We start from the raw sequence: 24,852 nt of genomic DNA on the forward strand, positions 1-24,852 counted from the left end.
TTAATTCGATGCAACGCGAAGAACCTTACCTACTCTTGACATCCAGAGAACTTTCCAGAGATGGATTGGTGCCTTCGGGAACTCTGAGACAGGTGCTGCATGGCTGTCGTCAGCTCGTGTTGTGAAATGTTGGGTTAAGTCCCGCAACGAGCGCAACCCCTATCCTTGTTTGCCAGCGCGTAATGGCGGGAACTCCAGGGAGACTGCCGGTGATAAACCGGAGGAAGGTGGGGACGACGTCAAGTCATCATGGCCCTTACGAGTAGGGCTACACACGTGCTACAATGGCGTATACAGAGGGCGGCCAACTTGCGAGAGTGAGCGAATCCCAGAAAGTACGTCGTAGTCCGGATTGGAGTCTGCAACTCGACTCCATGAAGTCGGAATCGCTAGTAATCGTGGATCAGAATGCCACGGTGAATACGTTCCCGGGCCTTGTACACACCGCCCGTCACACCATGGGAGTGGGCTGCACCAGAAGTAGATAGCTTAACCTTCGGGAGGGCGTTTACCACGGTGTGGTTCATGACTGGGGTGAAGTCGTAACAAGGTAGCCCTAGGGGAACCTGGGGCTGGATCACCTCCTTAACGATATGACTGCGTTTTATGCAGTGTCCACACAGATTGCTTGGTGAAATGGTTTTAGAAATAGCAAAAGTGCTAATGAATAACGTCAGTTATTGATTAACGCTTTTGCGTTATGCTCTTTAACAATCTGGAAAGCTGACTAGTAAATTGAATTCTTCGAATTCAATACTAATAGTTTCATCGAAAGATGAAACGAGTTCTCAAGCAACACACATTCAAGTGTCTTGTGTAAGAGTCCGGCGAAACACAGTCCATCAATACTCAGATGGACAACCTTGGTTGTTGAGCCATACGAACAGACCCCTTGGGGTTGTATGGTTAAGTGACTAAGCGTACACGGTGGATGCCTGGGCAGTCAGAGGCGATGAAGGACGTGCTAACCTGCGATAAGCCAAGAGAAGATGGTAAGAATCACAATACTCTTGGATTTCCGAATGGGGAAACCCAGCTGCATAAGCAGTTATCGTAACGTGAATACATAGCGTTGCGAGGCGAACCGGGGGAACTGAAACATCTAAGTACCCCGAGGAAGAGAAATCAACCGAGATTCCGGCAGTAGCGGCGAGCGAACCCGGATTAGCCCTTAAGCTAGTTTTGCGACAGGTGAATGAGCTGGAAAGCTCAGCGATACAGGGTGATAGCCCCGTAACCGGTAGCGCATTTCGAGTGAAATCGAGTAGGACGGGACACGTGATATCCTGTCTGAACATGGGGGGACCATCCTCCAAGGCTAAATACTCCTGACTGACCGATAGTGAACCAGTACCGTGAGGGAAAGGCGAAAAGAACCCCTGTGAGGGGAGTGAAATAGAACCTGAAACCGTGTACGTACAAGCAGTAGGAGCCCTTCGGGGTGACTGCGTACCTTTTGTATAATGGGTCAGCGACTTAATTTTAGTAGCAAGGTTAACCGTTTAGGGGAGCCGTAGGGAAACCGAGTCTTAACTGGGCGTTCAGTTGCTAGGATTAGACCCGAAACCAGGTGATCTAGCCATGGGCAGGTTGAAGGTGAGGTAACACTTACTGGAGGACCGAACCGACTAATGTTGAAAAATTAGCGGATGACTTGTGGCTAGGGGTGAAAGGCCAATCAAACCTGGAGATAGCTGGTTCTCCCCGAAAGCTATTTAGGTAGCGCCTCGGACGAATACTACTGGGGGTAGAGCACTGTTAAGGCTAGGGGGTCATCCCGACTTACCAACCCTTTGCAAACTCCGAATACCAGTAAGTACTATCCGGGAGACACACGGCGGGTGCTAACGTCCGTCGTGGAGAGGGAAACAACCCAGACCGCCAGCTAAGGTCCCAAAGTTATAGCTAAGTGGGAAACGATGTGGGAAGGCTCAGACAGCCAGGATGTTGGCTTAGAAGCAGCCATCATTTAAAGAAAGCGTAATAGCTCACTGGTCGAGTCGGCCTGCGCGGAAGATTTAACGGGGCTAAGCTATACACCGAAGCTGCGGCAATGCCTTTTAGGTATTGGGTAGGGGAGCGTTCTGTAAGCGGTTGAAGGTGCATCGTAAGGTGTGCTGGACGTATCAGAAGTGCGAATGCTGACATGAGTAACGATAAAGGGAGTGAAAAACTCCCTCGCCGGAAGACCAAGGGTTCCTGTCCAACGTTAATCGGGGCAGGGTGAGTCGACCCCTAAGGCGAGGCCGAAAGGCGTAGTCGATGGGAAACGGGTTAATATTCCCGTACTTCTTACTATTGCGATGGGGGGACGGAGAAGGCTAGGTGGGCCTGGCGACGGTTGTCCAGGTTCAAGGGTGTAGGCTGTAATCTTAGGCAAATCCGGGATTACACTAGGCTGAGACCCGATGTCGAGGCACTACGGTGCTGAAGTCATTGATGCCATGCTTCCGGGAAAAGCCTCTAAGCTTCAGATAGTAAGGAATCGTACCCCAAACCGACACAGGTGGTCGGGTAGAGAATACCAAGGCGCTTGAGAGAACTCGGGTGAAGGAACTAGGCAAAATGGTACCGTAACTTCGGGAGAAGGTACGCTGCCGGCGGTGAAGAGACTTGCTCTTGGAGCTGCTGGCAGTCGCAGATACCAGGTGGCTGCAACTGTTTATTAAAAACACAGCACTGTGCAAAATCGAAAGATGACGTATACGGTGTGACGCCTGCCCGGTGCCGGAAGGTTAATTGATGGGGTTAGACTTCGGTCGAAGCTCTTGATCGAAGCCCCGGTAAACGGCGGCCGTAACTATAACGGTCCTAAGGTAGCGAAATTCCTTGTCGGGTAAGTTCCGACCTGCACGAATGGCGTAATGATGGCCACGCTGTCTCCACCCGAGACTCAGTGAAATTGAAATCGCAGTGAAGATGCTGCGTACCCGCGGCTAGACGGAAAGACCCCGTGAACCTTTACTACAGCTTGGCACTGAACATTGACCCTACATGTGTAGGATAGGTGGGAGGCTTTGAAACCGAGTCGCTAGATTCGGTGGAGCCGTCCTTGAAATACCACCCTTGTAGTGTTGATGTTCTAACGTCGCCCCGTTATCCGGGGTGCGGACAGTGCCTGGTGGGTAGTTTGACTGGGGCGGTCTCCTCCCAAAGCGTAACGGAGGAGCACGAAGGTGGGCTAATCACGGTCGGACATCGTGAGGTTAGTGCAATGGCATAAGCCCGCTTGACTGCGAGACTGACAAGTCGAGCAGGTGCGAAAGCAGGTCATAGTGATCCGGTGGTTCTGTATGGAAGGGCCATCGCTCAACGGATAAAAGGTACTCCGGGGATAACAGGCTGATACCGCCCAAGAGTTCATATCGACGGCGGTGTTTGGCACCTCGATGTCGGCTCATCACATCCTGGGGCTGAAGTCGGTCCCAAGGGTATGGCTGTTCGCCATTTAAAGTGGTACGCGAGCTGGGTTTAGAACGTCGTGAGACAGTTCGGTCCCTATCTGCCGTGGGCGTTGGATGATTGAGAGGGGCTGCTCCTAGTACGAGAGGACCGGAGTGGACGAACCTCTGGTGTTCGGGTTGTGTCGCCAGACGCATTGCCCGGTAGCTAAGTTCGGAATCGATAACCGCTGAAAGCATCTAAGCGGGAAGCGAGCCTCAAGATGAGTCATCCCTGAACCTATAAGGTTCCTGAAGGGTTGTTGGAGACTACGACGTAGATAGGCAGGGTGTGTAAGCGTTGTGAGGCGTTGAGCTAACCTGTACTAATTGCCCGTGAGGCTTAACCATACAACACCCAAGGGGTTTTAGCGGACTCCACGAACACTTGGATGAGTGTTGAGAACATCAGCTTTTTAGATTGTAACGAATTTGCTTGGCGACCATAGCATTATGGACCCACCTGATCCCATGCCGAACTCAGTAGTGAAACGTAATAGCGCCGATGGTAGTGTGGGGCCTCCCCATGTGAGAGTAGGACATCGCCAGGCTTTGATTTATAGGAAGCCCGCTGGGTACAGCGGGCTTTTCTTTCGCTCCGACTGATTGCAATGTGAGCGACGTCAACAGAAGGTTTTTACTTTTTCGCCAGTTGCGAAAAAAGATGAAAATTTTGTCTTGACTGGATATCAGAAACGCGTATTATACGCCTCCTGACTTGCTGAAGCGCACAGCGCCAAGGCATTGAAAGTCAACGTTCTTTAACAATTTGACCATGCAATCTGTGTGGGCACTCGTGAAATGATAGTCAACAAAAGCATTATCAATGAAACTGAGTGACCAATACAAATTTTAAGTTTACTTATTATTTGGCACAGTCAATTCAATCATTACTTCGGTAATGGTTTAACAGTATTTCATTGAGCCAAAACTTTAATTGAAGAGTTTGATCATGGCTCAGATTGAACGCTGGCGGCAGGCCTAACACATGCAAGTCGAGCGGCAGCGACATAAACAATCCTTCGGGTGCGCTTATGGGCGGCGAGCGGCGGACGGGTGAGTAATGCCTGGGAATATGCCCTGATGTGGGGGATAACCATTGGAAACGATGGCTAATACCGCATAATCTCTTCGGAGCAAAGAGGGGGACCTTCGGGCCTCTCGCGTCAGGATTAGCCCAGGTGAGATTAGCTAGTTGGTGAGGTAAGAGCTCACCAAGGCGACGATCTCTAGCTGGTCTGAGAGGATGATCAGCCACACTGGAACTGAGACACGGTCCAGACTCCTACGGGAGGCAGCAGTGGGGAATATTGCACAATGGGGGAAACCCTGATGCAGCCATGCCGCGTGTGTGAAGAAGGCCTTCGGGTTGTAAAGCACTTTCAGTCGTGAGGAAGGCATATGCGTTAATAGCGCATGTGTTTGACGTTAGCGACAGAAGAAGCACCGGCTAACTCCGTGCCAGCAGCCGCGGTAATACGGAGGGTGCGAGCGTTAATCGGAATTACTGGGCGTAAAGCGCATGCAGGCGGCTTGTTAAGCCAGATGTGAAAGCCCGGGGCTCAACCTCGGAATAGCATTTGGAACTGGCAGGCTAGAGTCTTGTAGAGGGGGGTAGAATTTCAGGTGTAGCGGTGAAATGCGTAGAGATCTGAAGGAATACCGGTGGCGAAGGCGGCCCCCTGGACAAAGACTGACGCTCAGATGCGAAAGCGTGGGGAGCAAACAGGATTAGATACCCTGGTAGTCCACGCCGTAAACGATGTCTACTTGGAGGTTGGTGTCTTGAACACTGGCTTTCGGAGCTAACGCGTTAAGTAGACCGCCTGGGGAGTACGGTCGCAAGATTAAAACTCAAATGAATTGACGGGGGCCCGCACAAGCGGTGGAGCATGTGGTTTAATTCGATGCAACGCGAAGAACCTTACCTACTCTTGACATCCAGAGAACTTTCCAGAGATGGATTGGTGCCTTCGGGAACTCTGAGACAGGTGCTGCATGGCTGTCGTCAGCTCGTGTTGTGAAATGTTGGGTTAAGTCCCGCAACGAGCGCAACCCCTATCCTTGTTTGCCAGCGCGTAATGGCGGGAACTCCAGGGAGACTGCCGGTGATAAACCGGAGGAAGGTGGGGACGACGTCAAGTCATCATGGCCCTTACGAGTAGGGCTACACACGTGCTACAATGGCGTATACAGAGGGCGGCCAACTTGCGAGAGTGAGCGAATCCCAGAAAGTACGTCGTAGTCCGGATTGGAGTCTGCAACTCGACTCCATGAAGTCGGAATCGCTAGTAATCGTGGATCAGAATGCCACGGTGAATACGTTCCCGGGCCTTGTACACACCGCCCGTCACACCATGGGAGTGGGCTGCACCAGAAGTAGATAGCTTAACCTTCGGGAGGGCGTTTACCACGGTGTGGTTCATGACTGGGGTGAAGTCGTAACAAGGTAGCCCTAGGGGAACCTGGGGCTGGATCACCTCCTTAACGATATGACTGCGTTTTATGCAGTGTCCACACAGATTGCTTGGTTAATAGTAAAAGAACGTGAAAGACTTGGGTCTGTAGCTCAGGTGGTTAGAGCGCACCCCTGATAAGGGTGAGGTCGGTGGTTCAAGTCCACTCAGACCCACCACTTTCTCTCCCAGAGGAAGTGAGTGTGAAGTCTTTCGAATCGTTGGGGCTATAGCTCAGCTGGGAGAGCGCCTGCCTTGCACGCAGGAGGTCAGCAGTTCGATCCTGCTTAGCTCCACCACTCTCTAAGGTTTCTTCCTTAAGAATCTTTAGAAAGTGGTTATCTGACGATAAACACATGCTCTTTAACAATCTGGAAAGCTGACTAGTAAATTGAATTTTCGAATTCAATAACTAATAGTTTCATCGAAAGATGAAACGAGTTCTCAAGCAACACACATTCAAGTGTCTTGTGTAAGAGTCCGGCGAAACACAGTTCATCAATACTCAGATGAACAACCTTGGTTGTTGAGCCATACGAACAGACCCCTTGGGGTTGTATGGTTAAGTGACTAAGCGTACACGGTGGATGCCTGGGCAGTCAGAGGCGATGAAGGACGTGCTAACCTGCGATAAGCCAAGAGAAGATGGTAAGAATCACGATACTCTTGGATTTCCGAATGGGGAAACCCAGCTGCATAAGCAGTTATCAATGCGTGAATACATAGCGCATTGAGGCGAACCGGGGGAACTGAAACATCTAAGTACCCCGAGGAAGAGAAATCAACCGAGATTCCGGCAGTAGCGGCGAGCGAACCCGGATTAGCCCTTAAGCTAGTTTTGCGACAGGTGAATGAGCTGGAAAGCTCAGCGATACAGGGTGATAGCCCCGTAACCGGTAGCGCATTGCGAGTGAAATCGAGTAGGACGGGACACGTGATATCCTGTCTGAACATGGGGGGACCATCCTCCAAGGCTAAATACTCCTGACTGACCGATAGTGAACCAGTACCGTGAGGGAAAGGCGAAAAGAACCCCTGTGAGGGGAGTGAAATAGAACCTGAAACCGTGTACGTACAAGCAGTAGGAGCCCTTCGGGGTGACTGCGTACCTTTTGTATAATGGGTCAGCGACTTAATTTTAGTAGCAAGGTTAACCGTTTAGGGGAGCCGTAGGGAAACCGAGTCTTAACTGGGCGTTCAGTTGCTAGGATTAGACCCGAAACCAGGTGATCTAGCCATGGGCAGGTTGAAGGTGAGGTAACACTTACTGGAGGACCGAACCGACTAATGTTGAAAAATTAGCGGATGACTTGTGGCTAGGGGTGAAAGGCCAATCAAACCTGGAGATAGCTGGTTCTCCCCGAAAGCTATTTAGGTAGCGCCTCGGACGAATACTACTGGGGGTAGAGCACTGTTAAGGCTAGGGGGTCATCCCGACTTACCAACCCTTTGCAAACTCCGAATACCAGTAAGTACTATCCGGGAGACACACGGCGGGTGCTAACGTCCGTCGTGGAGAGGGAAACAACCCAGACCGCCAGCTAAGGTCCCAAAGTTATAGCTAAGTGGGAAACGATGTGGGAAGGCTCAGACAGCCAGGATGTTGGCTTAGAAGCAGCCATCATTTAAAGAAAGCGTAATAGCTCACTGGTCGAGTCGGCCTGCGCGGAAGATTTAACGGGGCTAAGCTATACACCGAAGCTGCGGCAATGCCTTTTAGGTATTGGGTAGGGGAGCGTTCTGTAAGCGGTTGAAGGTGCATCGTAAGGTGTGCTGGACGTATCAGAAGTGCGAATGCTGACATGAGTAACGATAAAGGGAGTGAAAAACTCCCTCGCCGGAAGACCAAGGGTTCCTGTCCAACGTTAATCGGGGCAGGGTGAGTCGACCCCTAAGGCGAGGCCGAAAGGCGTAGTCGATGGGAAACGGGTTAATATTCCCGTACTTCTTACTATTGCGATGGGGGGACGGAGAAGGCTAGGTGGGCCTGGCGACGGTTGTCCAGGTTCAAGGGTGTAGGCTGTAATCTTAGGCAAATCCGGGATTACACTAGGCTGAGACCCGATGTCGAGGCACTACGGTGCTGAAGTCATTGATGCCATGCTTCCGGGAAAAGCCTCTAAGCTTCAGATAGTAAGGAATCGTACCCCAAACCGACACAGGTGGTCGGGTAGAGAATACCAAGGCGCTTGAGAGAACTCGGGTGAAGGAACTAGGCAAAATGGTACCGTAACTTCGGGAGAAGGTACGCTGCCGGCGGTGAAGAGACTTGCTCTTGGAGCTGCTGGCAGTCGCAGATACCAGGTGGCTGCAACTGTTTATTAAAAACACAGCACTGTGCAAAATCGAAAGATGACGTATACGGTGTGACGCCTGCCCGGTGCCGGAAGGTTAATTGATGGGGTTAGACTTCGGTCGAAGCTCTTGATCGAAGCCCCGGTAAACGGCGGCCGTAACTATAACGGTCCTAAGGTAGCGAAATTCCTTGTCGGGTAAGTTCCGACCTGCACGAATGGCGTAATGATGGCCACGCTGTCTCCACCCGAGACTCAGTGAAATTGAAATCGCAGTGAAGATGCTGCGTACCCGCGGCTAGACGGAAAGACCCCGTGAACCTTTACTACAGCTTGGCACTGAACATTGACCCTACATGTGTAGGATAGGTGGGAGGCTTTGAAACCGAGTCGCTAGATTCGGTGGAGCCGTCCTTGAAATACCACCCTTGTAGTGTTGATGTTCTAACGTCGCCCCGTTATCCGGGGTGCGGACAGTGCCTGGTGGGTAGTTTGACTGGGGCGGTCTCCTCCCAAAGCGTAACGGAGGAGCACGAAGGTGGGCTAATCACGGTCGGACATCGTGAGGTTAGTGCAATGGCATAAGCCCGCTTGACTGCGAGACTGACAAGTCGAGCAGGTGCGAAAGCAGGTCATAGTGATCCGGTGGTTCTGTATGGAAGGGCCATCGCTCAACGGATAAAAGGTACTCCGGGGATAACAGGCTGATACCGCCCAAGAGTTCATATCGACGGCGGTGTTTGGCACCTCGATGTCGGCTCATCACATCCTGGGGCTGAAGTCGGTCCCAAGGGTATGGCTGTTCGCCATTTAAAGTGGTACGCGAGCTGGGTTTAGAACGTCGTGAGACAGTTCGGTCCCTATCTGCCGTGGGCGTTGGATGATTGAGAGGGGCTGCTCCTAGTACGAGAGGACCGGAGTGGACGAACCTCTGGTGTTCGGGTTGTGTCGCCAGACGCATTGCCCGGTAGCTAAGTTCGGAATCGATAACCGCTGAAAGCATCTAAGCGGGAAGCGAGCCTCAAGATGAGTCATCCCTGAACCTATAAGGTTCCTGAAGGGTTGTTGGAGACTACGACGTAGATAGGCAGGGTGTGTAAGCGTTGTGAGGCGTTGAGCTAACCTGTACTAATTGCCCGTGAGGCTTAACCATACAACACCCAAGGGGTTTTTACGGACTCCGCAAACACTTGGATGAGTGTTGAGAACATCAGCTTTCAAGATTGTAAGAATTTTGCTTGGCGACCATAGCATTATGGACCCACCTGATCCCATGCCGAACTCAGTAGTGAAACGTAATAGCGCCGATGGTAGTGTGGGGCCTCCCCATGTGAGAGTAGGACATCGCCAGGCTTCCAATTTAGATTATCGCAGTGAACGTGCGGTGATTTGAGTGGAGCGGTAGTTCAGTTGGTTAGAATACCGGCCTGTCACGCCGGGGGTCGCGGGTTCGAGTCCCGTCCGCTCCGCCACTTATTAAGAAGCCTCGTCGAAAGACGGGGCTTTCTTGTATCTGACGCTCCCGAAAGTGCTGTGTACTTTGGTCGCGTACGGAAGCCCGGCGCGTTGAGTCCCGGTAGTGCGCGACCCCGGCTCTCCGTCACTTATACTAAGCCCAAGCAGAAATGCTTGGGCTTTTTACGTTTCAGGCCAGAGGGCTAATGGCTTGGGGTGAGAGGTAGAGAACAGGGCTCTTGGAGGTGCAGGACCCAGGATCCAGGACCGCTTCCCTACTGATAATTATAAAAGTGCCTTAACCAGTGCTCGGCGATAGCAGTCTCGTCATTCTCACTCAAAGGCTGGATACCTGATTTGAATCTTTCTGGCTGGCAGAGCAACTGAAGCCCTGCCAGCATATGTGCTGCCTCAAACAGATACAGGGTTGGATCCCCCATCCCTGTTTTGAATGGTGTATTGGCCGATTCGCCGCCGGCCAATAGATAGAGGCGATGGCCCTTTCTGGTTTGGTATTCTCGGATCAGCTTATTACCTCCTACCTCAGTGAGCGCCCCATTGGCAATCAAGGTGGGTAGGTTAAGCTCATCGTCAGCTGAGGTCACAGTGGCAATAAAGCTATTATCACTGATGGTATCGAGCAGGTGCTCCGGAATAGCACCATTACCTGTACAGCAATAGATGAGGTTGCATTCTCGAACTAAGCGCTCTATTGAACAAACTTGAACACCGTTGCGGGGAAACTGGGTTAGCCTCCTTGGGTCGAGGTCGGCGACATAAATGTTACCTATAGCTTTGCCTTTTAGGTACTGGATCACCCCACAGCCGAGATTTCCAGCCCCAATCACTCCAACCTTGAGAAACCCATCATTATTGAGCTTGAGACCAAACTCTTCACGTAGGATCTGATCAGAATAGTGAACAATGCACTCCGAAGCTTCATAGTCGGCAGGCGCTTTGATACTAAGGTGGGAAACAGTCACCAGTGGATGGTTCATCGCTCGGTTAAGGTATTTGTACAAACCATTGGCGGTAAGCTCGGTGATACCGATGAGCTGTTCTTGGAAAACACTGCCGAGATGTTCGATGGCATGGGAGAAATATCCGCCATGATCGAGCAATAGGAATTTGCTGTCTGCTGTTATGTGTTGGCGAATAAAGGCTTCTGCGAAAAGAGGATCACGCAATTGTTCTTTGGTAACGGTATCGTTGGCTATCGTGCAGCTTGGCAACTTTTCTATGGTCTTTTTGATGGTGCTGTTGCCACTGGCGGTTGCGCCCTTTGGAACAAATATGAGTTGATGGGCAAGCTCTGCCAGTACGTTGATATAAGGCAAGGAGCCTTCGTAGCAATGCATGACTGAAAAAATAATTAGGTTTGGCGGAGTGCGGTAGCTCTGCGCGACTTGTTTTAGAAAGTCATAGCCCTTGGCTGCGTAAAAATCAGAGTAGTACGAATGAGTTAAGATTGGTTGAGGCATTATTATTATTCCATTGAAAATTAATTGCAGCCAAACAGATTGAGTAGCGCATAGAGTAACGGCTCATTTTGTCGGCTTTGTTTACAACACAGCCCTAATTGCATCGGATGCACTTTTTCTTTTTCTAGCCGCTTGACCTTGTTTCCTACCGGGCTGTTTTCTATCACCACATCAGGGGCTATACCGATACCACAGCCCAGCGCGACCATACTGACAATCGCTTCGTGGCCACCGACCTGGGCATAAATTTGTGGCTTTATTTTTTTTGTTTTTAGCCATTTGTCGGCTTTATCTCTTGCCGTCCCGGACTCTGGCAAAATAAAAGGTAGGCTGGCCCAGTTAGGTGGGTCTGCTAAGGCTTTTTGTAAGCTCGGTGGCGGTAGTAGAGGTGTGATAACCGACATCGAGACATTGTCGAGCTCTGTATAGGCGAGCTTGCCCGGCAAGGTGTCAGGTTTGGCTGCAATTGCTATATCGGCCTCATCGTTCTGAACTTTATCGATGGCTTGGGCTGGGTCGCCAGTAAGCAGTTGTATTTCTACTTGGGGGTAGAGTTGGCGGAAGCGGTTGAGGATATCTGGCAGGTGACTGTAACTGGCCGTGACGGAACAAAATAGCTTGAGCTTACCCTGCAGCTTGTGGTGGTGGTCAGCAAGCTCGGCTTTTACTTCCAGCCAGTTGGACACAATTAGCGAGGCGGTTGGCAACAGGGTTTGTCCTGCAGAGGTCAGCTCGACACTTCGGTTATCACGGACGAACAGGGTTTGCCCTAAATCTTCTTCTAGTCGCTGGACGATCCGGCTAAGAGCGGATGGGCTGATATGCATGGCCTGGGCGGTTTGGCTGAAGCTTTTTGATTCGCACAGGTGAAGGAATAACTGCAAGGTTTTTATGTTCATCTTCCATGTTGCACTTTTTGCAATGACTTATTGTGAATATATCACTTTGCGCAATTTACTGCGTGATCTACTATCGGATTATTCGACAAGCACTGTCGGCCCAAGGAATAGAATTCACGGAGTTTGCTGTTATGGCTAATTATTTCAACACCCTAAATCTTCGCCAGCAATTAGATCAACTAGGCCGTTGCCGATTCATGGATCGCAACGAGTTTGCCAACGAGGCTGATTACCTAAAAGGTAAGAAAGTCGTTATTGTTGGCTGTGGCGCACAGGGCCTTAACCAAGGTCTGAACATGCGTGATTCTGGTCTTGATGTGGCTTATGCCCTGCGTCAGGCTGCTATCGACGAGCAGCGCCAGTCTTACAAGAATGCAAAAGAAAACGGTTTTGAAGTAGGTAGCTACGAAACGCTGATCCCGCAAGCAGATTTGGTTGTTAACCTGACGCCGGACAAGCAGCACACCAATGTGGTTGAAACAGTGATGCCGCTGATGAAGCAAGGTGCGTCATTGGGTTACTCCCACGGCTTTAACATCGTTGAAGAAGGTATGCAGATCCGCCCTGATATTACAGTGGTGATGGTAGCTCCGAAATGTCCTGGTACAGAGGTACGTGAAGAGTACAAGCGTGGCTTCGGTGTGCCGACGCTGATTGCGGTTCACCCAGAGAATGATCCTCAGGGCGATGGCCTTGAAATCGCAAAAGCCTGGGCTGCTGCGACTGGCGGCCACCGTGCAGGTGTGTTGGAGTCATCTTTCGTTGCAGAAGTGAAATCTGACCTAATGGGCGAGCAGACTATCCTTTGTGGCATGCTGCAGGCTGGCTCGATTGTATGTTATGAGAAGATGATTGCTGATGGTGTGGATGCAGGCTACGCCGGCAAACTTCTTCAGTATGGTTGGGAAACTATCACCGAAGCACTGAAGTTCGGCGGTATCACCCACATGATGGATCGCCTGTCTAACCCGGCGAAAGTAAAAGCCTTTGAACTGTCTGAAGAATTGAAAGAGCTGATGCGTCCGCTTTACAACAAGCACATGGATGACATCATCACTGGTCATTTTTCTAGCACCATGATGGCTGACTGGGCAAACGACGATGCCAACCTGCTGGGCTGGCGTGGCGAAACCGCTGAAACCCAGTTCGAAAACTACCCTGATTCGGATGTTGAAATCGCTGAGCAAGAGTACTTCGACAACGGTATCTTGATGGTGGCTATGGTACGTGCTGGTGTTGAATTGGCGTTCGAAGCAATGACGGCTTCTGGCATCATCGAAGAGTCGGCTTACTACGAGTCGCTGCACGAGCTACCACTGATTGCCAACACTATCGCCCGTAAGCGCCTGTACGAGATGAACGTGGTTATCTCTGATACGGCTGAATACGGTAACTACCTGTTCGCTAACGTAGCTACGCCGCTACTGCGTGAGAAGTTCATGCCATCAGTTGGCACAGATGTTATCGGTAAGGGCCTAGGCGAGACATCTAACCAGGTAGATAACGCAACCCTGATTGCCGTGAACGACACTATCCGCAACCACCCGGTTGAGTATATCGGTGAAGAGCTGCGTGGCTACATGACAGACATGAAGCGTATCGCTGTGGGTGGCTAAGCCCCCTGAAGATTGAATATTAAAAAGCCCGGATGATTATCCGGGCTTTTTTGTTATTGGTTAGCAAAGCGCTTATTCTTGCTCAGTATCAGCCTTTGGTGCCATACGGCCTTCTAGCTCTTCAAGCTTCTGCTCAAGGGCTGATAGCTTTTGGCGGGTACGTAGCAGCACCTGGGTCTGTACATCAAATTCTTCGCGGCTAACCACGTCCAATTTACCAAGCTGTGCTTGGATCACTTGGCGAACTTTCTGTTCTACATCATTACCCAGCTCTTTGACTGGCTGAGGCATCGCGTCCTGGATCTGCTTGGCCACTTGCTCAAGTTTCTTTGGATCAAACATAGCTTAGTTAACTCCGTAACGGCATTTCATCTGTTGTCGTTATTTTATTCAAATATAACAGGATTGTCGTTGGTGTTGGTACAAAATAAAAGAGGCCGTCAAAACGGCCTCTTGGTTCGCAGTCTATTTGCTTAGCAATCGTGCGCTTCTTTCAGAGCGTTGCGTGCTTCATCGGCACGCTTAAGCTTTTCCAGATCTTTGTCTTCGACAAAGACTGGTAGCGGTTTGTGGATGCTAGCTAGGTAGGTGTAAATCACCGGCAATACAAACAGGGTGAATACCGTACCAATCGCCAGACCGGCAACGATAACAATACCGATACTGAAACGCTGAGCCGCACCTGCGCCTGTGGCGTAAAGTAGCGGGATCAAGCCGGCAATCATCGCCGCAGTGGTCATCAGGATTGGACGCAGACGAATTTTCGCCGCTTCCATGACGGCTGCCATACGATCTTTCTTGTGGTGCAGCTGCTCTTCTTTAGCTACCTCACAAATCAAGATACCGTGCTTGGTGATAAGACCAATTAGGGTGATCAAACCGACCTGTGAGTAGATGTTCATTGAGGCTGCGCCCCACGCCAGAGCGATTAGGGCACCACAGATAGCCAGCGGAACCGAGACCATGATAACCAGCGGATCGCGCAGCGATTCAAACTGGATTGCCAGAACCAGGAAGATGATCGCCAGTGCCAGGGCAAAGGTGGTGTACAGTGCGTTACCTTCGGTTACGAACTGACGGGCCTCACCCATGAAGTCATGTTGGTAACCGGCCGGTAGCGTGCTGGCCGCTTCGGTCTGGAACCAGTTGATCGCATCACCCATAGCGACGCCAGGTGCTGGAACCGCACCGACGGTTGCCGAGTTCAACTGGTTGAAGTGAGGCAGCGAGCGTGGCTCGGAGATCACTTCAATCGTCACTAGGCTACCCAGTGGGATGGCATTGCCGTCAGCCGCGCGGACATAGTAACCCTTGAGTGATTCCGGGTTGAGGCGGTATTTACGCTCAACTTGCGGGATCACCTCGTAAGAGCGGCCATTGAGGTCGATACGGTTAACATAACCGTCAGCCATCATGGTACTCAGGGTCATACCGATATCCTGCATGGTCACGCCATAGGCACCGGCCTTGTCCTTGTCGATCTTGATCTTCATCGTTGCCGAGTCGTAGTTCAGATCGAGATCCGAGTAGACGAACATCGGGTTGGTTTTCACCTTGCCCAAGATATCGCTACTGATCTGGAACAGGCTCTCGAAGCTGTTCGGCGTAGTGATCACGAACTGGATCGGCAGGCCAGAGCCCGCACCTGGTAGTTCAGGCATCTGGAATGCCGTTACTGCCATTTCCGGCACGTCCTTCACCAAGTCAGTGACACGCTTAACCACGTCAGCCTGGCTCGCTTCACGCTCGCTCCACGGCACCATAGAGGCGATACCAAAGGCTTGGTTGGAGTTCGGCACGCCGGAGAAGACCTGAGCGAAAGCCACTTCAGGTTGGTCAACCAGGATGCGGTTAACTTCACCCATGGTGTTCTCGATGTAATCAAGGTTGGCGTTAGACGGCGCCGTACCCATCATTACCAGTACGCCCTTATCTTCCGATGGTGCCAGTTCACTCGGGATGAATTTGAATAGCAGCGGTAGGGTACCGAATACGATCAGGGCGAATACAATCACGACCGGGCGCATTTTCATGATCCCGCCCAGCATCTTCTCGTAGCGGTTGGTCATGCGGTCGAGGAAGTGATGGACTGAGGTCTCGAACTTACTTGGCTTTTCGTTGGCCTTCAGCATCTTCGAACACATCATCGGCGATAGCGTCAGGGCAATGATCCCCGATACGAATACCGCACCGGCCAGAGTCAGGGCGAATTCCTTAAACAGCGAGCCGGTGATCCCACCCATCATGGCGATAGGGGCATATACCGCACCCAGTGTTAGGGTCATGGCGATAACCGGTACGGCGATTTCGCGGGTACCGATAATTGCTGCGCGGAACGGCGATTCCCCTTCTTTGATGTGACGGTCGACGTTTTCCAATACAACGATGGCGTCATCTACTACCAGGCCGATGGCCAGTACCATCGCCAGCAGGGTCATCAGGTTCCACGAGAAACCGAAGGACTGCATCACCATAGCAACACCAATCAGTGATAGCGGGATGGTCACAATCGGGATGATAACTGCACGCAGTGAGCCCAGGAACAGGGTGATCACCACCAGTACAATCAGCGCTGCTTCGGCAATGGTCTTGATAACCTCATTGATTGACTCGTTGATTGCAATGGTCGAGTCGTACATGATGTTCATCGAGATGTTGCTTGGCATGTTGCGCTGCAACTCAGGCAATAGCTCGTAGACATCTGCTGCGATGTTGATCGGGTTGGCACTTGGTGCCGCATTAATGGCGGCTACGACAGCCTCTTCACCGTTGGCAGAAGCACGGTAGACATCGTGGCTCTTCTCCAGGGTGACTTTGGCGATATCACCAAGGCGGATCACTTGGCCTTCCTGGGTAGAAACAACCAGTTTTTCCAGCTCGTCAGTGTTGGTTACCTGGGTATCGGCTGTCCCGTTGTACAGCACGAACTCGCCGGTAGCCTGGCCGGTTGCCGACTGGTAGTTGTTGGCATTCAGTACGTTCATCACGTCTGAGGCTGTCAGGCTATAGGCAGCCATTTTGGCCGGATCCAACCATACACGCAGGGCGTATTTCATACCGCCATAGAGGTCAACCTTGGATACACCGTTAACGGTGAATAGCTGCGGGTTGATCACACGCTCAAGGTAGTCGGTGATCTGGCTTGATACCAATTCATCACTGGTAAAACCTATATACATCACCGCCGTGGTCGAGCCGGTCGACATAGTTACGGTCGGGTCCTCGGCTTCCTTAGGCAGCTGCGAACGCACCGAGTTGGTCTTGGCCAGGATATCGGCCAGTGCCGCATTCGGATCGGTGTTCAGTTTCATGGTGACCGTAATGGTCGATGAACCCAGCACTGATGACGAGGTCATGAAGTCGATATTGTCAGCCTGTGCGATGGCCTGCTCCAGTGGCTGGGTAATAAAGCCCTGGATAAGATCAGCACTGGCGCCGTAGTAGCTGGTGGTTACCGTTACTACGGTATTGGTCATGTCAGGGTATTCCCGGACCTGCATTTTGAAGATTGCCTGCAGGCCAAGGAGGGCGATCAAAAAGCTGATCGATACCGCTAACACAGGACGTTTAATAAAAACATCTGTAAAGCGCATGTCTCCTCCGGATCACAGCATTGGGGTTTCTGCTGGAGCTTCCAGCGAGTTGCTTTCAACCACACGGACTTTGGCATGGTTACTCAGACGTACCTGACCTGATGTGACCACGGTATCGCCCGCTTTCACGCCGCCAAGGATATGGACGCTGTTACCTTTGCGCTCACCGACTTTGACCACGGATTGCTTAACGCGCAATACACCGTTTTCGTCTTCGCTAGCCAGATAGACGTTATCGCCATACAGGGTGTAGGTAATAGCTGTCTGCGGCAGGATGATCTGATCTTCCAGCGTTGGCAGGATAATGTGAGCACGGGCGAACATACCGCTGCGAAGCTGGCCTTCGTTATTCGGGATGTCAGCTTGGATCTGAACCAGGCCACTCTGGTAGTTGACCGCCGGCTCGATAGCACTGATTTCGCCGCTAAATGGCGTTTCCGGATAAGCATCAACAAAGATTTCTACTTTCTGACCCAAATGGATCTCAGAGATATCGGTTTGCGGCACGGTAAAGCGCAGTTTCATCAGGGAAGTATCTTCAAGACGTACCACGTCCTTGCCTGGCTGGATGTATTCACCCAGGAAGACATTGCGAAGACCAACAACGCCGTCAAACGGTGCCTTGATGGTGCGGCGCTCGATTGTCGCTTTCAGGCTTTCGATGTCAGCAACCAGTGAGAAGTATGACGCTTCAGCATCATCAAAGGCTTCTTTGGAGATAGAACCTTTTTTGAATAGGCCGCGGTAGCGCTCATATTTGGCTTTGGCGGCTGGAAGGCGCGCCTGGGAGCTCTTCAGGTTGGCAATTTCCACGTCTGAGTCCAAGGCCAGCAACTGCTGCTCGGCTTTGACGGTTGCACCAGATTCAAAATCGATGCTTTGGATCACACCAGATACTTCAGTGGTGATGGTGACACCCTGATTAGGCTCGATAAAGCCGATAGCTTCGATGGCTGGTACCCAATTGCTTGGAGCTGCTGTTGTTACCGTCACTGGAAAATCTGGCTCGGGCATATTGGCCATATACTCGGCGATTTTTTGTTGTTTGAAGAGATTGAAACCAATCACGCTGCCGAAAAGCAGAATCGCGACCAGTAGCATCACTATCCATTTTTTCATTGTTGGGTGTGCTCCGAAGTTAGCTAATGTAATGTTAATGCTGAATAATGGCGTCCCATGAGGCTTGGATTGCTGCTTCTAGGGCTTCGTCGCTGACCTGGTAAACGCCGTTTATATGTTTGCGGGCCAAGCAAGCGCTCGGCTCAAGGCTTAGTGCGCTCAAGATTTCGTTATCGAGGTTTTTGAACAGGCCAGAAGCCTTGCCCTCCTCGAATAACGTATTCACCTTGGCGAACATTTTCTTTTCTAATAGTTTTTGTTCATGGCTTTCGCGCCGGGGCAGGTTTTCGAACTGGCCTCGGTTGATCAGTGGGGCATCTTCCTGGGTTGCCATATTCCAGATGTTTAACCACATAGTGCGAAACCTATGCTGCAACGGCATGTCATCTGACACGTTCTGGCTGATTTTGTTCGCGACATAGGCCAAAATATGATCATGAAGCTGGTGCAACAGATCTTCTTTGTCCTCGAAGTAGCGATAAATCGTCCCTGCGGCTACCCCTGCCTCCTTGGCTACCATTTGCATCGAAATCCCGTGAAAGCCATGTTCCGCCAGCAACTTTTCTGTTGCTTGGAGGATGCGTTTTTTCTTGTCACTCATAAAAGGCAGTTGTAAAAAAAGATGGTGAATGAATGTTCATTCATCATTCTATGGTGCCTGATTATATGTGCAAGCAATTTTTTATGTCGTCGAGATAAGTAGGCTTGATTTGTAGTCGAATAGACAATGGCGGTGAACCCGCTACAATGCGCCTGCTGACCCGAAGATCAACACAGGATAAGTCAATGAAACTGAACCCAAGGCAAAACGAAGCGGTAAAATACGTCGCCGGACCGTGTTTGGTCCTTGCCGGCGCTGGCTCGGGCAAGACCCGGGTGATCACCAATAAAATTGCCTATCTGGTTCAGCAGTGTGACTATAAAGCCCGTAACATTGCGGCTCTGACCTTTACCAATAAGGCGGCCCGGGAGATGAAAGAGCGGGTTGGCCAGACGCTTGGCAAGCAAGAAGCCAAGGGCTTGATGGTCTCGACCTTCCATACCCTGGGGCTCAATATCATCCGTCGTGAGTACAAGGCTCTCGGGCTCAAGGCGAGCTTCTCTCTGTTTGATGACCAAGATCAGATGGCCCTGCTCAAGGAACTGACAGAGAAGCAGATTGATGGCGATAAGGATTTGCTCAAGCAGCTGTTGTCGACCATTTCTAACTGGAAGAATGACATGCTATCGCCGGCAGAGGCCAAGGCCCGCGCCTCGAGCGAGCGTGATCAGATGTTTGCCTATTGCTACGAGATGTACCAGCGCCAGATGAAGGCCTATAACGCCCTGGATTTCGATGATTTGATTTTGAAGCCGGTATTACTGCTGCGGGATAACCAGGAAGTGCGCCAGCGTTGGCAGAACAAGATCCGCTACCTGCTGGTGGATGAATACCAGGATACCAACACCAGCCAGTACATTTTCGTGAAATTGCTGGTGGGTGAGCGCGCCCGCTTTACCGTGGTTGGCGATGATGACCAGTCCATCTATTCTTGGCGCGGGGCCCAGCCGGAAAACCTGGTACAGCTCAATAAAGATTTCCCTACTTTGAGAGTGATCAAGCTGGAGCAGAACTACCGTTCGACCAGCCGTATTCTGCGCACCGCTAACATTTTGATTGCCAACAACCCGCACGTGTTCGAAAAGACCCTGTTTTCGGAGATCCCCGACGGTGAGATGCTCAAGGTGATCACGGCCAAGAACGAGGAGCACGAAGCGGAGAAAGTGGTGGGGGAATTGATTGCCCACCGCTTCCTGAATAATACCCAGTACAAGGATTACTCCATCCTCTACCGCGGTAACCACCAGTCACGGCTGTTCGAAAAGGCACTGATGCAAAACCGGATCCCCTACAAGATTTCCGGGGGCACATCCTTTTTCTCGCGCGCCGAGATCAAGGACATCATGGCTTACCTGCGCTTATTGACCAACCTAGATGACGACAATGCGTTTTTGCGTATCGTCAACACCCCGCGCCGTGAGATTGGCCCGGTGACGCTGGAGAAGCTCGGTACCTATGCCAACATGCGCGGAAAGAGCCTGTTTGCCGCCAGCTTTGAACTGGGGCTCGAGCAGCACTTGTCAGGCCGTGGCCTGGAATCCCTGCAGCGCTTTACCCGCTGGGTGGTCGAGCTGTCTGATAACGCCGAGCGCGGTGATACCGTGGCTGCGGTGCGCCAGCTGGTCCGTGATATCAATTATGAGGATTGGCTGTACGAAACTTCTGCCAGCCCGAAAGCGGCTGAGATGAGGATGAAGAACGTCTCGGATCTGTATAGCTGGATTACGGCCGATCTCGAAGGGGATAACTACGATCAGGAAGAGAAGACGCTCAAGGAAGTGGTTCAGCGTTTGACCCTGCGCGACATGATGGAGCGGGGCGAAGACGATGATGATGCTGATCAGGTCCAGCTGATGACGCTGCACGCTTCCAAAGGTCTTGAGTTCCCTTATGTTTACCTGGTTGGTACCGAAGAAGGCATTCTGCCCCATCAGACCAGTGTCGACGAGGATAATGTCGAGGAAGAGCGCCGCCTAGCTTATGTGGGTATTACCCGGGCCCAGAAGGAGCTGACCTTTACCTTGTGTAAGGAGCGCCGACAGTTTGGTGAGCTGATCAAGCCTGAGCCGAGCCGATTCTTGTTTGAGTTGCCGCAGGATGACTTGGAATGGGAAGCGGACAAAAAGCCGATGACCCAGGAGCAACGAATGCAAAAGGGCCAGGCCCACATCGCCAATATTCGGGCGATGTTCAAGAAATAAAGCAGTTAATACTGGTAGAGATAATAAAAAAGCGAGGGCCGCACGGCGCTCGCTTTTTTCGTTGTAGGGAAAAGGATTATTTATAGGCCTTCAATCATGTGGTCAATGGCGGCAATGATTTCGTCATCGCTACAGTCCATACATGAGCCTTTCGCCGGCATGGCATTAAAGCCATTGATGGCGTGGTCAGCCAACACATCGTTGCCCTTGGCAATACGAGCGCTCCAGTCTGTTGCATCACCAATCTTAGGTGCACCCATGACTCCCGTTCCATGACAGGCTGCACAGAAGGTACCGTAGACCGCATCACCGCTACGTGGGCCGGCAGCAACAGCTGGGCCAGCTGGGGCATCACCCTCAAGGTAAACGGAGCCTATCGGTTTGATACGTTCTGCGATAGCTTCGTCTGACATGTCGGCGGCCACAGCGGTGCCGGTAAATGCCAGGGCAGCAACGGCCGCTACCATAAGTTGTCGAAGAGAAAATTCCATTGAGCTCACCTTACACTTCCAGATCATTATGTGCGATTGCCACAGTCTTATTCGTGCTTGTTGTTAGTCAAACTGTTGAGACAAGGCAGTGATTATTTACAAAATGTTTAATATGTAAAAACATCGTGATTATATCCCCTATTTTCCTTGCGATAAACTAGGCGGCTGCTTTTGTATGATACGAATCAACAGTTATTTGCCTATATTTGCAGCGAACGAGAAAAAAACTAAAAAAAACACTTTACGACAGGGGCCCTGATCCGTAATATTCACCTCCGCCGATAGGGCATGCGCCCGTAGCTCAGCTGGATAGAGCGTTGGCCTCCGGAGCCAAAGGTCGAAGGTTCGAATCCTTTCGGGCGCGCCATTCCGGACAGGATCGTATTGGCAAAGAAACATTGGTGGCTATAGCTCAGTTGGTAGAGTCCCGGATTGTGATTCCGGTTGTCGCGGGTTCGAATCCCGTTAGCCACCCCATATTTTAGGGTATTGATTATAATATCAGTATCTAGGGGTGAAAACCTCAACAGAATTAAGTCGGTGAATAGCGCAGTTTGGTAGCGCATCTGGTTTGGGACCAGAGGGTCGGGGGTTCGAATCCCTCTTCACCGACCACTTACAGCGGTGGCTATAGCTCAGTTGGTAGAGTCCCGGATTGTGATTCCGGTTGTCGCGGGTTCGAATCCCGTTAGCCACCCCATTATTTCAGGTATATTGATACCTTGGCAGTAGCCTAAACATTGTCGGTGAATAGCGCAGTTTGGTAGCGCATCTGGTTTGGGACCAGAGGGTCGGGGGTTCGAATCCCTCTTCACCGACCACCATTGAAAGCCTCGTCAGAAATGACGAGGCTTTTTTCGTTTCTCCCATCTATTTCTCACTTCCTTTGTCGCTTGCTGTGGTATGCCAGCGAAAAAGTGACACCAATCTCTGGTCAAATCTCATAGTGTGATCTACTGCTAATAATCTTTTGTTACAGCTCACCCATCTACTTTATGTGGGTAATTCGGCATATCACGTTGCAGTATTTTAATAGTACGGTGTTTGTTTCTGTAATGTTAACTGCTGCTTTTTCTGAATTGACTATTTATGCAAACTTGAAAAGTGTTAGCTATATCATATAACCTGATTTCCAGTGTGTTTAACTGCTAGTTATCTGTGTTGTGTGTGGTGGTCATACCTGAATTTGCTCCTGACTTCCTATTGTTCTATCCAATATAATGATTATTTATTCTTTTTTTATTCGTTTTGATAGTTTTTACGAGTGCGTTGTTGATTTTTTGTGAAATATTTGACAGATTGTGTCCTGAACATATATTCAGCAAATTATGCTGAAAGAAGGGATTCAATTTTTCAGACAGGGCAGAACGCTGCCAAGCAGTTGGGGTCTGGTAATGGCTTTATTGGAAGTGAAAAACCTGCGTATCGAATACCCGTCTCGACATGGGGTTCATGCAGCAGTCAAATCACTCTCGTTTTCGATTGAACGAGGGGAGATCGTCGGTGTGGTCGGTGAGTCCGGTGCCGGCAAGTCAACCGTGGGCAATGCGGTCATTGATTTGCTCAGCCCTCCGGGCCGGGTAGCGAGTGGTGAAGTTTACCTCGATGGTAAGCTGATTTCGGGCCTGACACCGGAGCAGATGCGTTCGGTACGTGGTTCGAAAATCGGTTTTATCTTTCAGGACCCGATGACCTCGCTCAATCCGCTGTTTACAGTTGAGCAGCAGTTGACCGAGACCATAGTGACTAACCTGAAGGTCAGTCAGGAAGAAGCCGTTAAGCGTGCTATCAGCCTGATGGAGCAGGTTGGGATCCCGCAGCCTGAATTGCGTATCAAGCAGTATCCGCACCAGTTTTCCGGCGGTATGCGCCAGCGGGTGGTGATTGCGATTGCCTTGGCCGGCGAGCCGGATTTGATCATTGCTGATGAGCCAACGACGGCATTGGATGTTTCGATTCAGGATCAGATCCTTAACCTTATCCGTGAGCTGTGCCAGAAGAAAAACGTTGGTTGTATGTTGGTGACCCATGATATGGGGGTTGTTTCCAACGTGACAGACAGGGTTGCCGTAATGTACCGGGGTGATCTGGTCGAAATCGGCGAAACCGAGCAGGTACTTTGCCGCCCTAACCACCCTTATACCCAGAGCCTGATCTCTGCAGTGCCGCGCTCTGATATCAAGCTCAAGCGCTTCCCGCTGGTGAGCTATATCGAAGAAGCCCAGGAGATGAGCCAGTTGGACGTGAAGAACCACTGGCTGGGACAGAGTGAAGATCAACGCAGCTATACCGGTGCACTGCTGCAGGTCGAGAACGTTAACCTGCGATTTGTTACAAAGGATTCTTTCTTCGAGAGCCGCCGCGAATACGTCCAGGCCAACAATGATGTTAGCTTTGAGATCTTCGAGGGGGAAACCTTTGGCTTGGTGGGTGAGTCAGGCTCTGGTAAGTCGACAATTGCCCGGGCTATTACTGGTTTGTATCCGCCTAACTCCGGCAAAATTACCTTTGAAGGTGTCGATCTGACAGCCCTCAAGAATGAAGCTGAGCGCCGCCCGCTGCGACGCCAGATGCAGATGGTATTCCAGAACCCGTATACCTCGATGAACCCGCGGATGAAGATCGCCGATATCATTGCCGAGCCAATCCGCTTCCATAAACTGACCGACAACGAAAGCCAGACCCGCCAGATCGTCAATGATCTGCTTGATCACGTTGGTTTGGGCAGCGCCTCCGGCGTGAAGTACCCGCATGAGTTTTCCGGTGGCCAGCGCCAGCGGATCTCGATTGCTCGGGCATTGGCCACCCGTCCCCGCCTCTTGATTTGTGATGAACCGACATCGGCATTGGATGTCTCGGTTCAGGCGCAAATTCTCAACCTGCTCAAAGACCTGCAGGACGAGCTGAACCTGACCATGCTGTTCATCAGCCACGATTTGCCGGTGATCCGCCAGATGTGTGACCGCATCGGGGTGATGCAGAAAGGTACGTTGCTGGAGGTCGCCCCGACCGAGCAACTGTTTACCAACCCACAGCATGAATACAGCCGCCAGCTGATATCGCTGATGCCCGAATTCAAGGGCATGAGCCAGGAAGGACTCAAGTTAGCTTAATCCAAATTTACCGCTGCACTGAACTGTGCAGCGGGAATCGGACACAACAAAAGCAAACACAATAGCAAGGGAGTTACCTCCCCGCATAAAGGA

At 51.2% G+C, this 24,852-nt stretch carries 10 protein-coding genes, 8 tRNA genes and 6 rRNA genes; 17 read left to right on the top strand and 7 right to left on the bottom strand.

Going from position 1 to position 24,852, the window contains the following annotated elements:
* From ACXAD4_RS28775 to ACXAD4_RS28815, 9 genes are all read left to right on the top strand, one after another.
* A 16S ribosomal RNA gene (locus ACXAD4_RS28775) occupies positions 1-588 on the top strand; the annotation flags it as partial.
* A 316-nt stretch (positions 589-904) separates the two neighbouring features.
* Positions 905-3,791 (top strand): 23S ribosomal RNA (locus ACXAD4_RS28780).
* 84 nt (positions 3,792-3,875) lie between these two features.
* Positions 3,876-3,991 (top strand): 5S ribosomal RNA (gene rrf, locus ACXAD4_RS28785).
* A gap of 383 nt (positions 3,992-4,374) precedes the next feature.
* Positions 4,375-5,927: ribosomal RNA gene (locus ACXAD4_RS28790) — 16S ribosomal RNA — on the top strand.
* A gap of 71 nt (positions 5,928-5,998) precedes the next feature.
* Positions 5,999-6,075: transfer RNA gene (locus ACXAD4_RS28795), tRNA-Ile, on the top strand.
* Between the two features lie 44 nt (positions 6,076-6,119).
* Positions 6,120-6,195: transfer RNA gene (locus ACXAD4_RS28800), tRNA-Ala, on the top strand.
* Positions 6,196-6,456: 261 nt separating this feature from the next.
* Positions 6,457-9,343 (top strand): 23S ribosomal RNA (locus tag ACXAD4_RS28805).
* Positions 9,344-9,427: 84 nt separating this feature from the next.
* Positions 9,428-9,543, top strand: a 5S ribosomal RNA gene (rrf, locus tag ACXAD4_RS28810).
* Between the two features lie 42 nt (positions 9,544-9,585).
* Positions 9,586-9,662 (top strand) — tRNA-Asp (locus tag ACXAD4_RS28815).
* Positions 9,663-9,920: 258 nt separating this feature from the next.
* Here the strand turns inward: ACXAD4_RS28815 and ACXAD4_RS28820 are convergent.
* Together ACXAD4_RS28820 and ilvY are read right to left on the bottom strand one after the other, a co-directional pair.
* A complete protein-coding gene (locus ACXAD4_RS28820; RefSeq protein ID WP_475245707.1) occupies positions 9,921-11,126 on the bottom strand; it encodes a Rossmann-fold NAD(P)-binding domain-containing protein in 1,206 nt (401 codons plus the stop codon).
* Positions 11,127-11,146: 20 nt separating this feature from the next.
* Complete coding sequence (gene ilvY / locus ACXAD4_RS28825) at positions 11,147-12,025, bottom strand: HTH-type transcriptional activator IlvY (protein ID WP_475245708.1); 879 nt, start codon at positions 12,023-12,025, stop codon at positions 11,147-11,149.
* Between the two features lie 131 nt (positions 12,026-12,156).
* Between ilvY and ilvC the strand changes: the two genes are divergently transcribed.
* Positions 12,157-13,641, top strand: a complete 1,485-nt coding sequence (ilvC, locus tag ACXAD4_RS28830) for a ketol-acid reductoisomerase (protein WP_475245709.1) — start codon at positions 12,157-12,159, stop codon at positions 13,639-13,641.
* Positions 13,642-13,713: 72 nt separating this feature from the next.
* On the opposite strand, the gene ubiK is transcribed toward ilvC, so the two are convergent.
* The 4 genes from ubiK to ACXAD4_RS28850 form a co-directional block, all read right to left on the bottom strand.
* Positions 13,714-13,983, bottom strand: a complete 270-nt coding sequence (gene ubiK / locus ACXAD4_RS28835; protein ID WP_317525318.1) for a ubiquinone biosynthesis accessory factor UbiK — start codon at positions 13,981-13,983, stop codon at positions 13,714-13,716.
* Between the two features lie 131 nt (positions 13,984-14,114).
* On the bottom strand, positions 14,115-17,234 hold the full coding sequence (locus tag ACXAD4_RS28840) for a multidrug efflux RND transporter permease subunit (RefSeq protein ID WP_475245710.1): 3,120 nt from the start codon (positions 17,232-17,234) through the stop codon (positions 14,115-14,117).
* A gap of 12 nt (positions 17,235-17,246) precedes the next feature.
* On the bottom strand, positions 17,247-18,353 hold the full coding sequence (locus tag ACXAD4_RS28845; protein ID WP_475245712.1) for an efflux RND transporter periplasmic adaptor subunit: 1,107 nt from the start codon (positions 18,351-18,353) through the stop codon (positions 17,247-17,249).
* A 34-nt stretch (positions 18,354-18,387) separates the two neighbouring features.
* Positions 18,388-18,954 (bottom strand): TetR/AcrR family transcriptional regulator, encoded by a 567-nt coding sequence (locus ACXAD4_RS28850; RefSeq protein WP_222939658.1) that lies wholly within the window; start codon positions 18,952-18,954, stop codon positions 18,388-18,390.
* 185 nt (positions 18,955-19,139) lie between these two features.
* Between ACXAD4_RS28850 and rep the strand changes: the two genes are divergently transcribed.
* Positions 19,140-21,155, top strand: coding sequence for a DNA helicase Rep (gene rep, locus ACXAD4_RS28855; protein ID WP_475245714.1), 2,016 nt, complete (start codon positions 19,140-19,142; stop codon positions 21,153-21,155).
* A gap of 80 nt (positions 21,156-21,235) precedes the next feature.
* Here the strand turns inward: rep and ACXAD4_RS28860 are convergent, their stop codons facing one another.
* Positions 21,236-21,646: a c-type cytochrome gene (locus ACXAD4_RS28860; protein ID WP_475245715.1), complete on the bottom strand. Its 411-nt coding sequence runs from the start codon at positions 21,644-21,646 to the stop codon at positions 21,236-21,238.
* Between the two features lie 290 nt (positions 21,647-21,936).
* Here ACXAD4_RS28860 and ACXAD4_RS28865 point away from each other — a divergent pair.
* From ACXAD4_RS28865 to ACXAD4_RS28890, 6 genes are all read left to right on the top strand, one after another.
* Positions 21,937-22,013: transfer RNA gene (locus tag ACXAD4_RS28865), tRNA-Arg, on the top strand.
* Positions 22,014-22,047: 34 nt separating this feature from the next.
* Positions 22,048-22,123 (top strand) — tRNA-His (locus ACXAD4_RS28870).
* A 61-nt stretch (positions 22,124-22,184) separates the two neighbouring features.
* Positions 22,185-22,261: transfer RNA gene (locus ACXAD4_RS28875), tRNA-Pro, on the top strand.
* Positions 22,262-22,270: 9 nt separating this feature from the next.
* Positions 22,271-22,346 (top strand) — tRNA-His (locus tag ACXAD4_RS28880).
* A 44-nt stretch (positions 22,347-22,390) separates the two neighbouring features.
* A tRNA-Pro gene (locus ACXAD4_RS28885) sits at positions 22,391-22,467 on the top strand.
* 573 nt (positions 22,468-23,040) lie between these two features.
* Positions 23,041-24,759, top strand: a complete 1,719-nt coding sequence (locus ACXAD4_RS28890; RefSeq protein WP_475245716.1) for an ABC transporter ATP-binding protein — start codon at positions 23,041-23,043, stop codon at positions 24,757-24,759.
* The last annotated feature ends 93 nt before the right edge of the window (positions 24,760-24,852 follow it).

This window comes from Photobacterium sp. AWH4_225 (genome assembly GCF_056158405.1).

What these genes read in the sequence shown, in the direction of transcription:
- ilvY (WP_475245708.1), bottom strand. Translation starts at nt 12,025, where the DNA reads ATGAACATAAAAACCTTGCAGTTATTCCTTCACCTGTGCGAATCAAAA.
- rep (WP_475245714.1), top strand. Translation starts at nt 19,140, where the DNA reads ATGAAACTGAACCCAAGGCAAAACGAAGCGGTAAAATACGTCGCCGGA.
- ACXAD4_RS28820 (WP_475245707.1), bottom strand. Translation starts at nt 11,126, where the DNA reads ATGCCTCAACCAATCTTAACTCATTCGTACTACTCTGATTTTTACGCA.
- ACXAD4_RS28850 (WP_222939658.1), bottom strand. Translation starts at nt 18,954, where the DNA reads ATGAGTGACAAGAAAAAACGCATCCTCCAAGCAACAGAAAAGTTGCTG.
- ACXAD4_RS28840 (WP_475245710.1), bottom strand. Translation starts at nt 17,234, where the DNA reads ATGCGCTTTACAGATGTTTTTATTAAACGTCCTGTGTTAGCGGTATCG.
- ACXAD4_RS28890 (WP_475245716.1), top strand. Translation starts at nt 23,041, where the DNA reads ATGGCTTTATTGGAAGTGAAAAACCTGCGTATCGAATACCCGTCTCGA.
- ACXAD4_RS28860 (WP_475245715.1), bottom strand. Translation starts at nt 21,646, where the DNA reads ATGGAATTTTCTCTTCGACAACTTATGGTAGCGGCCGTTGCTGCCCTG.
- ilvC (WP_475245709.1), top strand. Translation starts at nt 12,157, where the DNA reads ATGGCTAATTATTTCAACACCCTAAATCTTCGCCAGCAATTAGATCAA.
- ACXAD4_RS28845 (WP_475245712.1), bottom strand. Translation starts at nt 18,353, where the DNA reads ATGAAAAAATGGATAGTGATGCTACTGGTCGCGATTCTGCTTTTCGGC.
- ubiK (WP_317525318.1), bottom strand. Translation starts at nt 13,983, where the DNA reads ATGTTTGATCCAAAGAAACTTGAGCAAGTGGCCAAGCAGATCCAGGAC.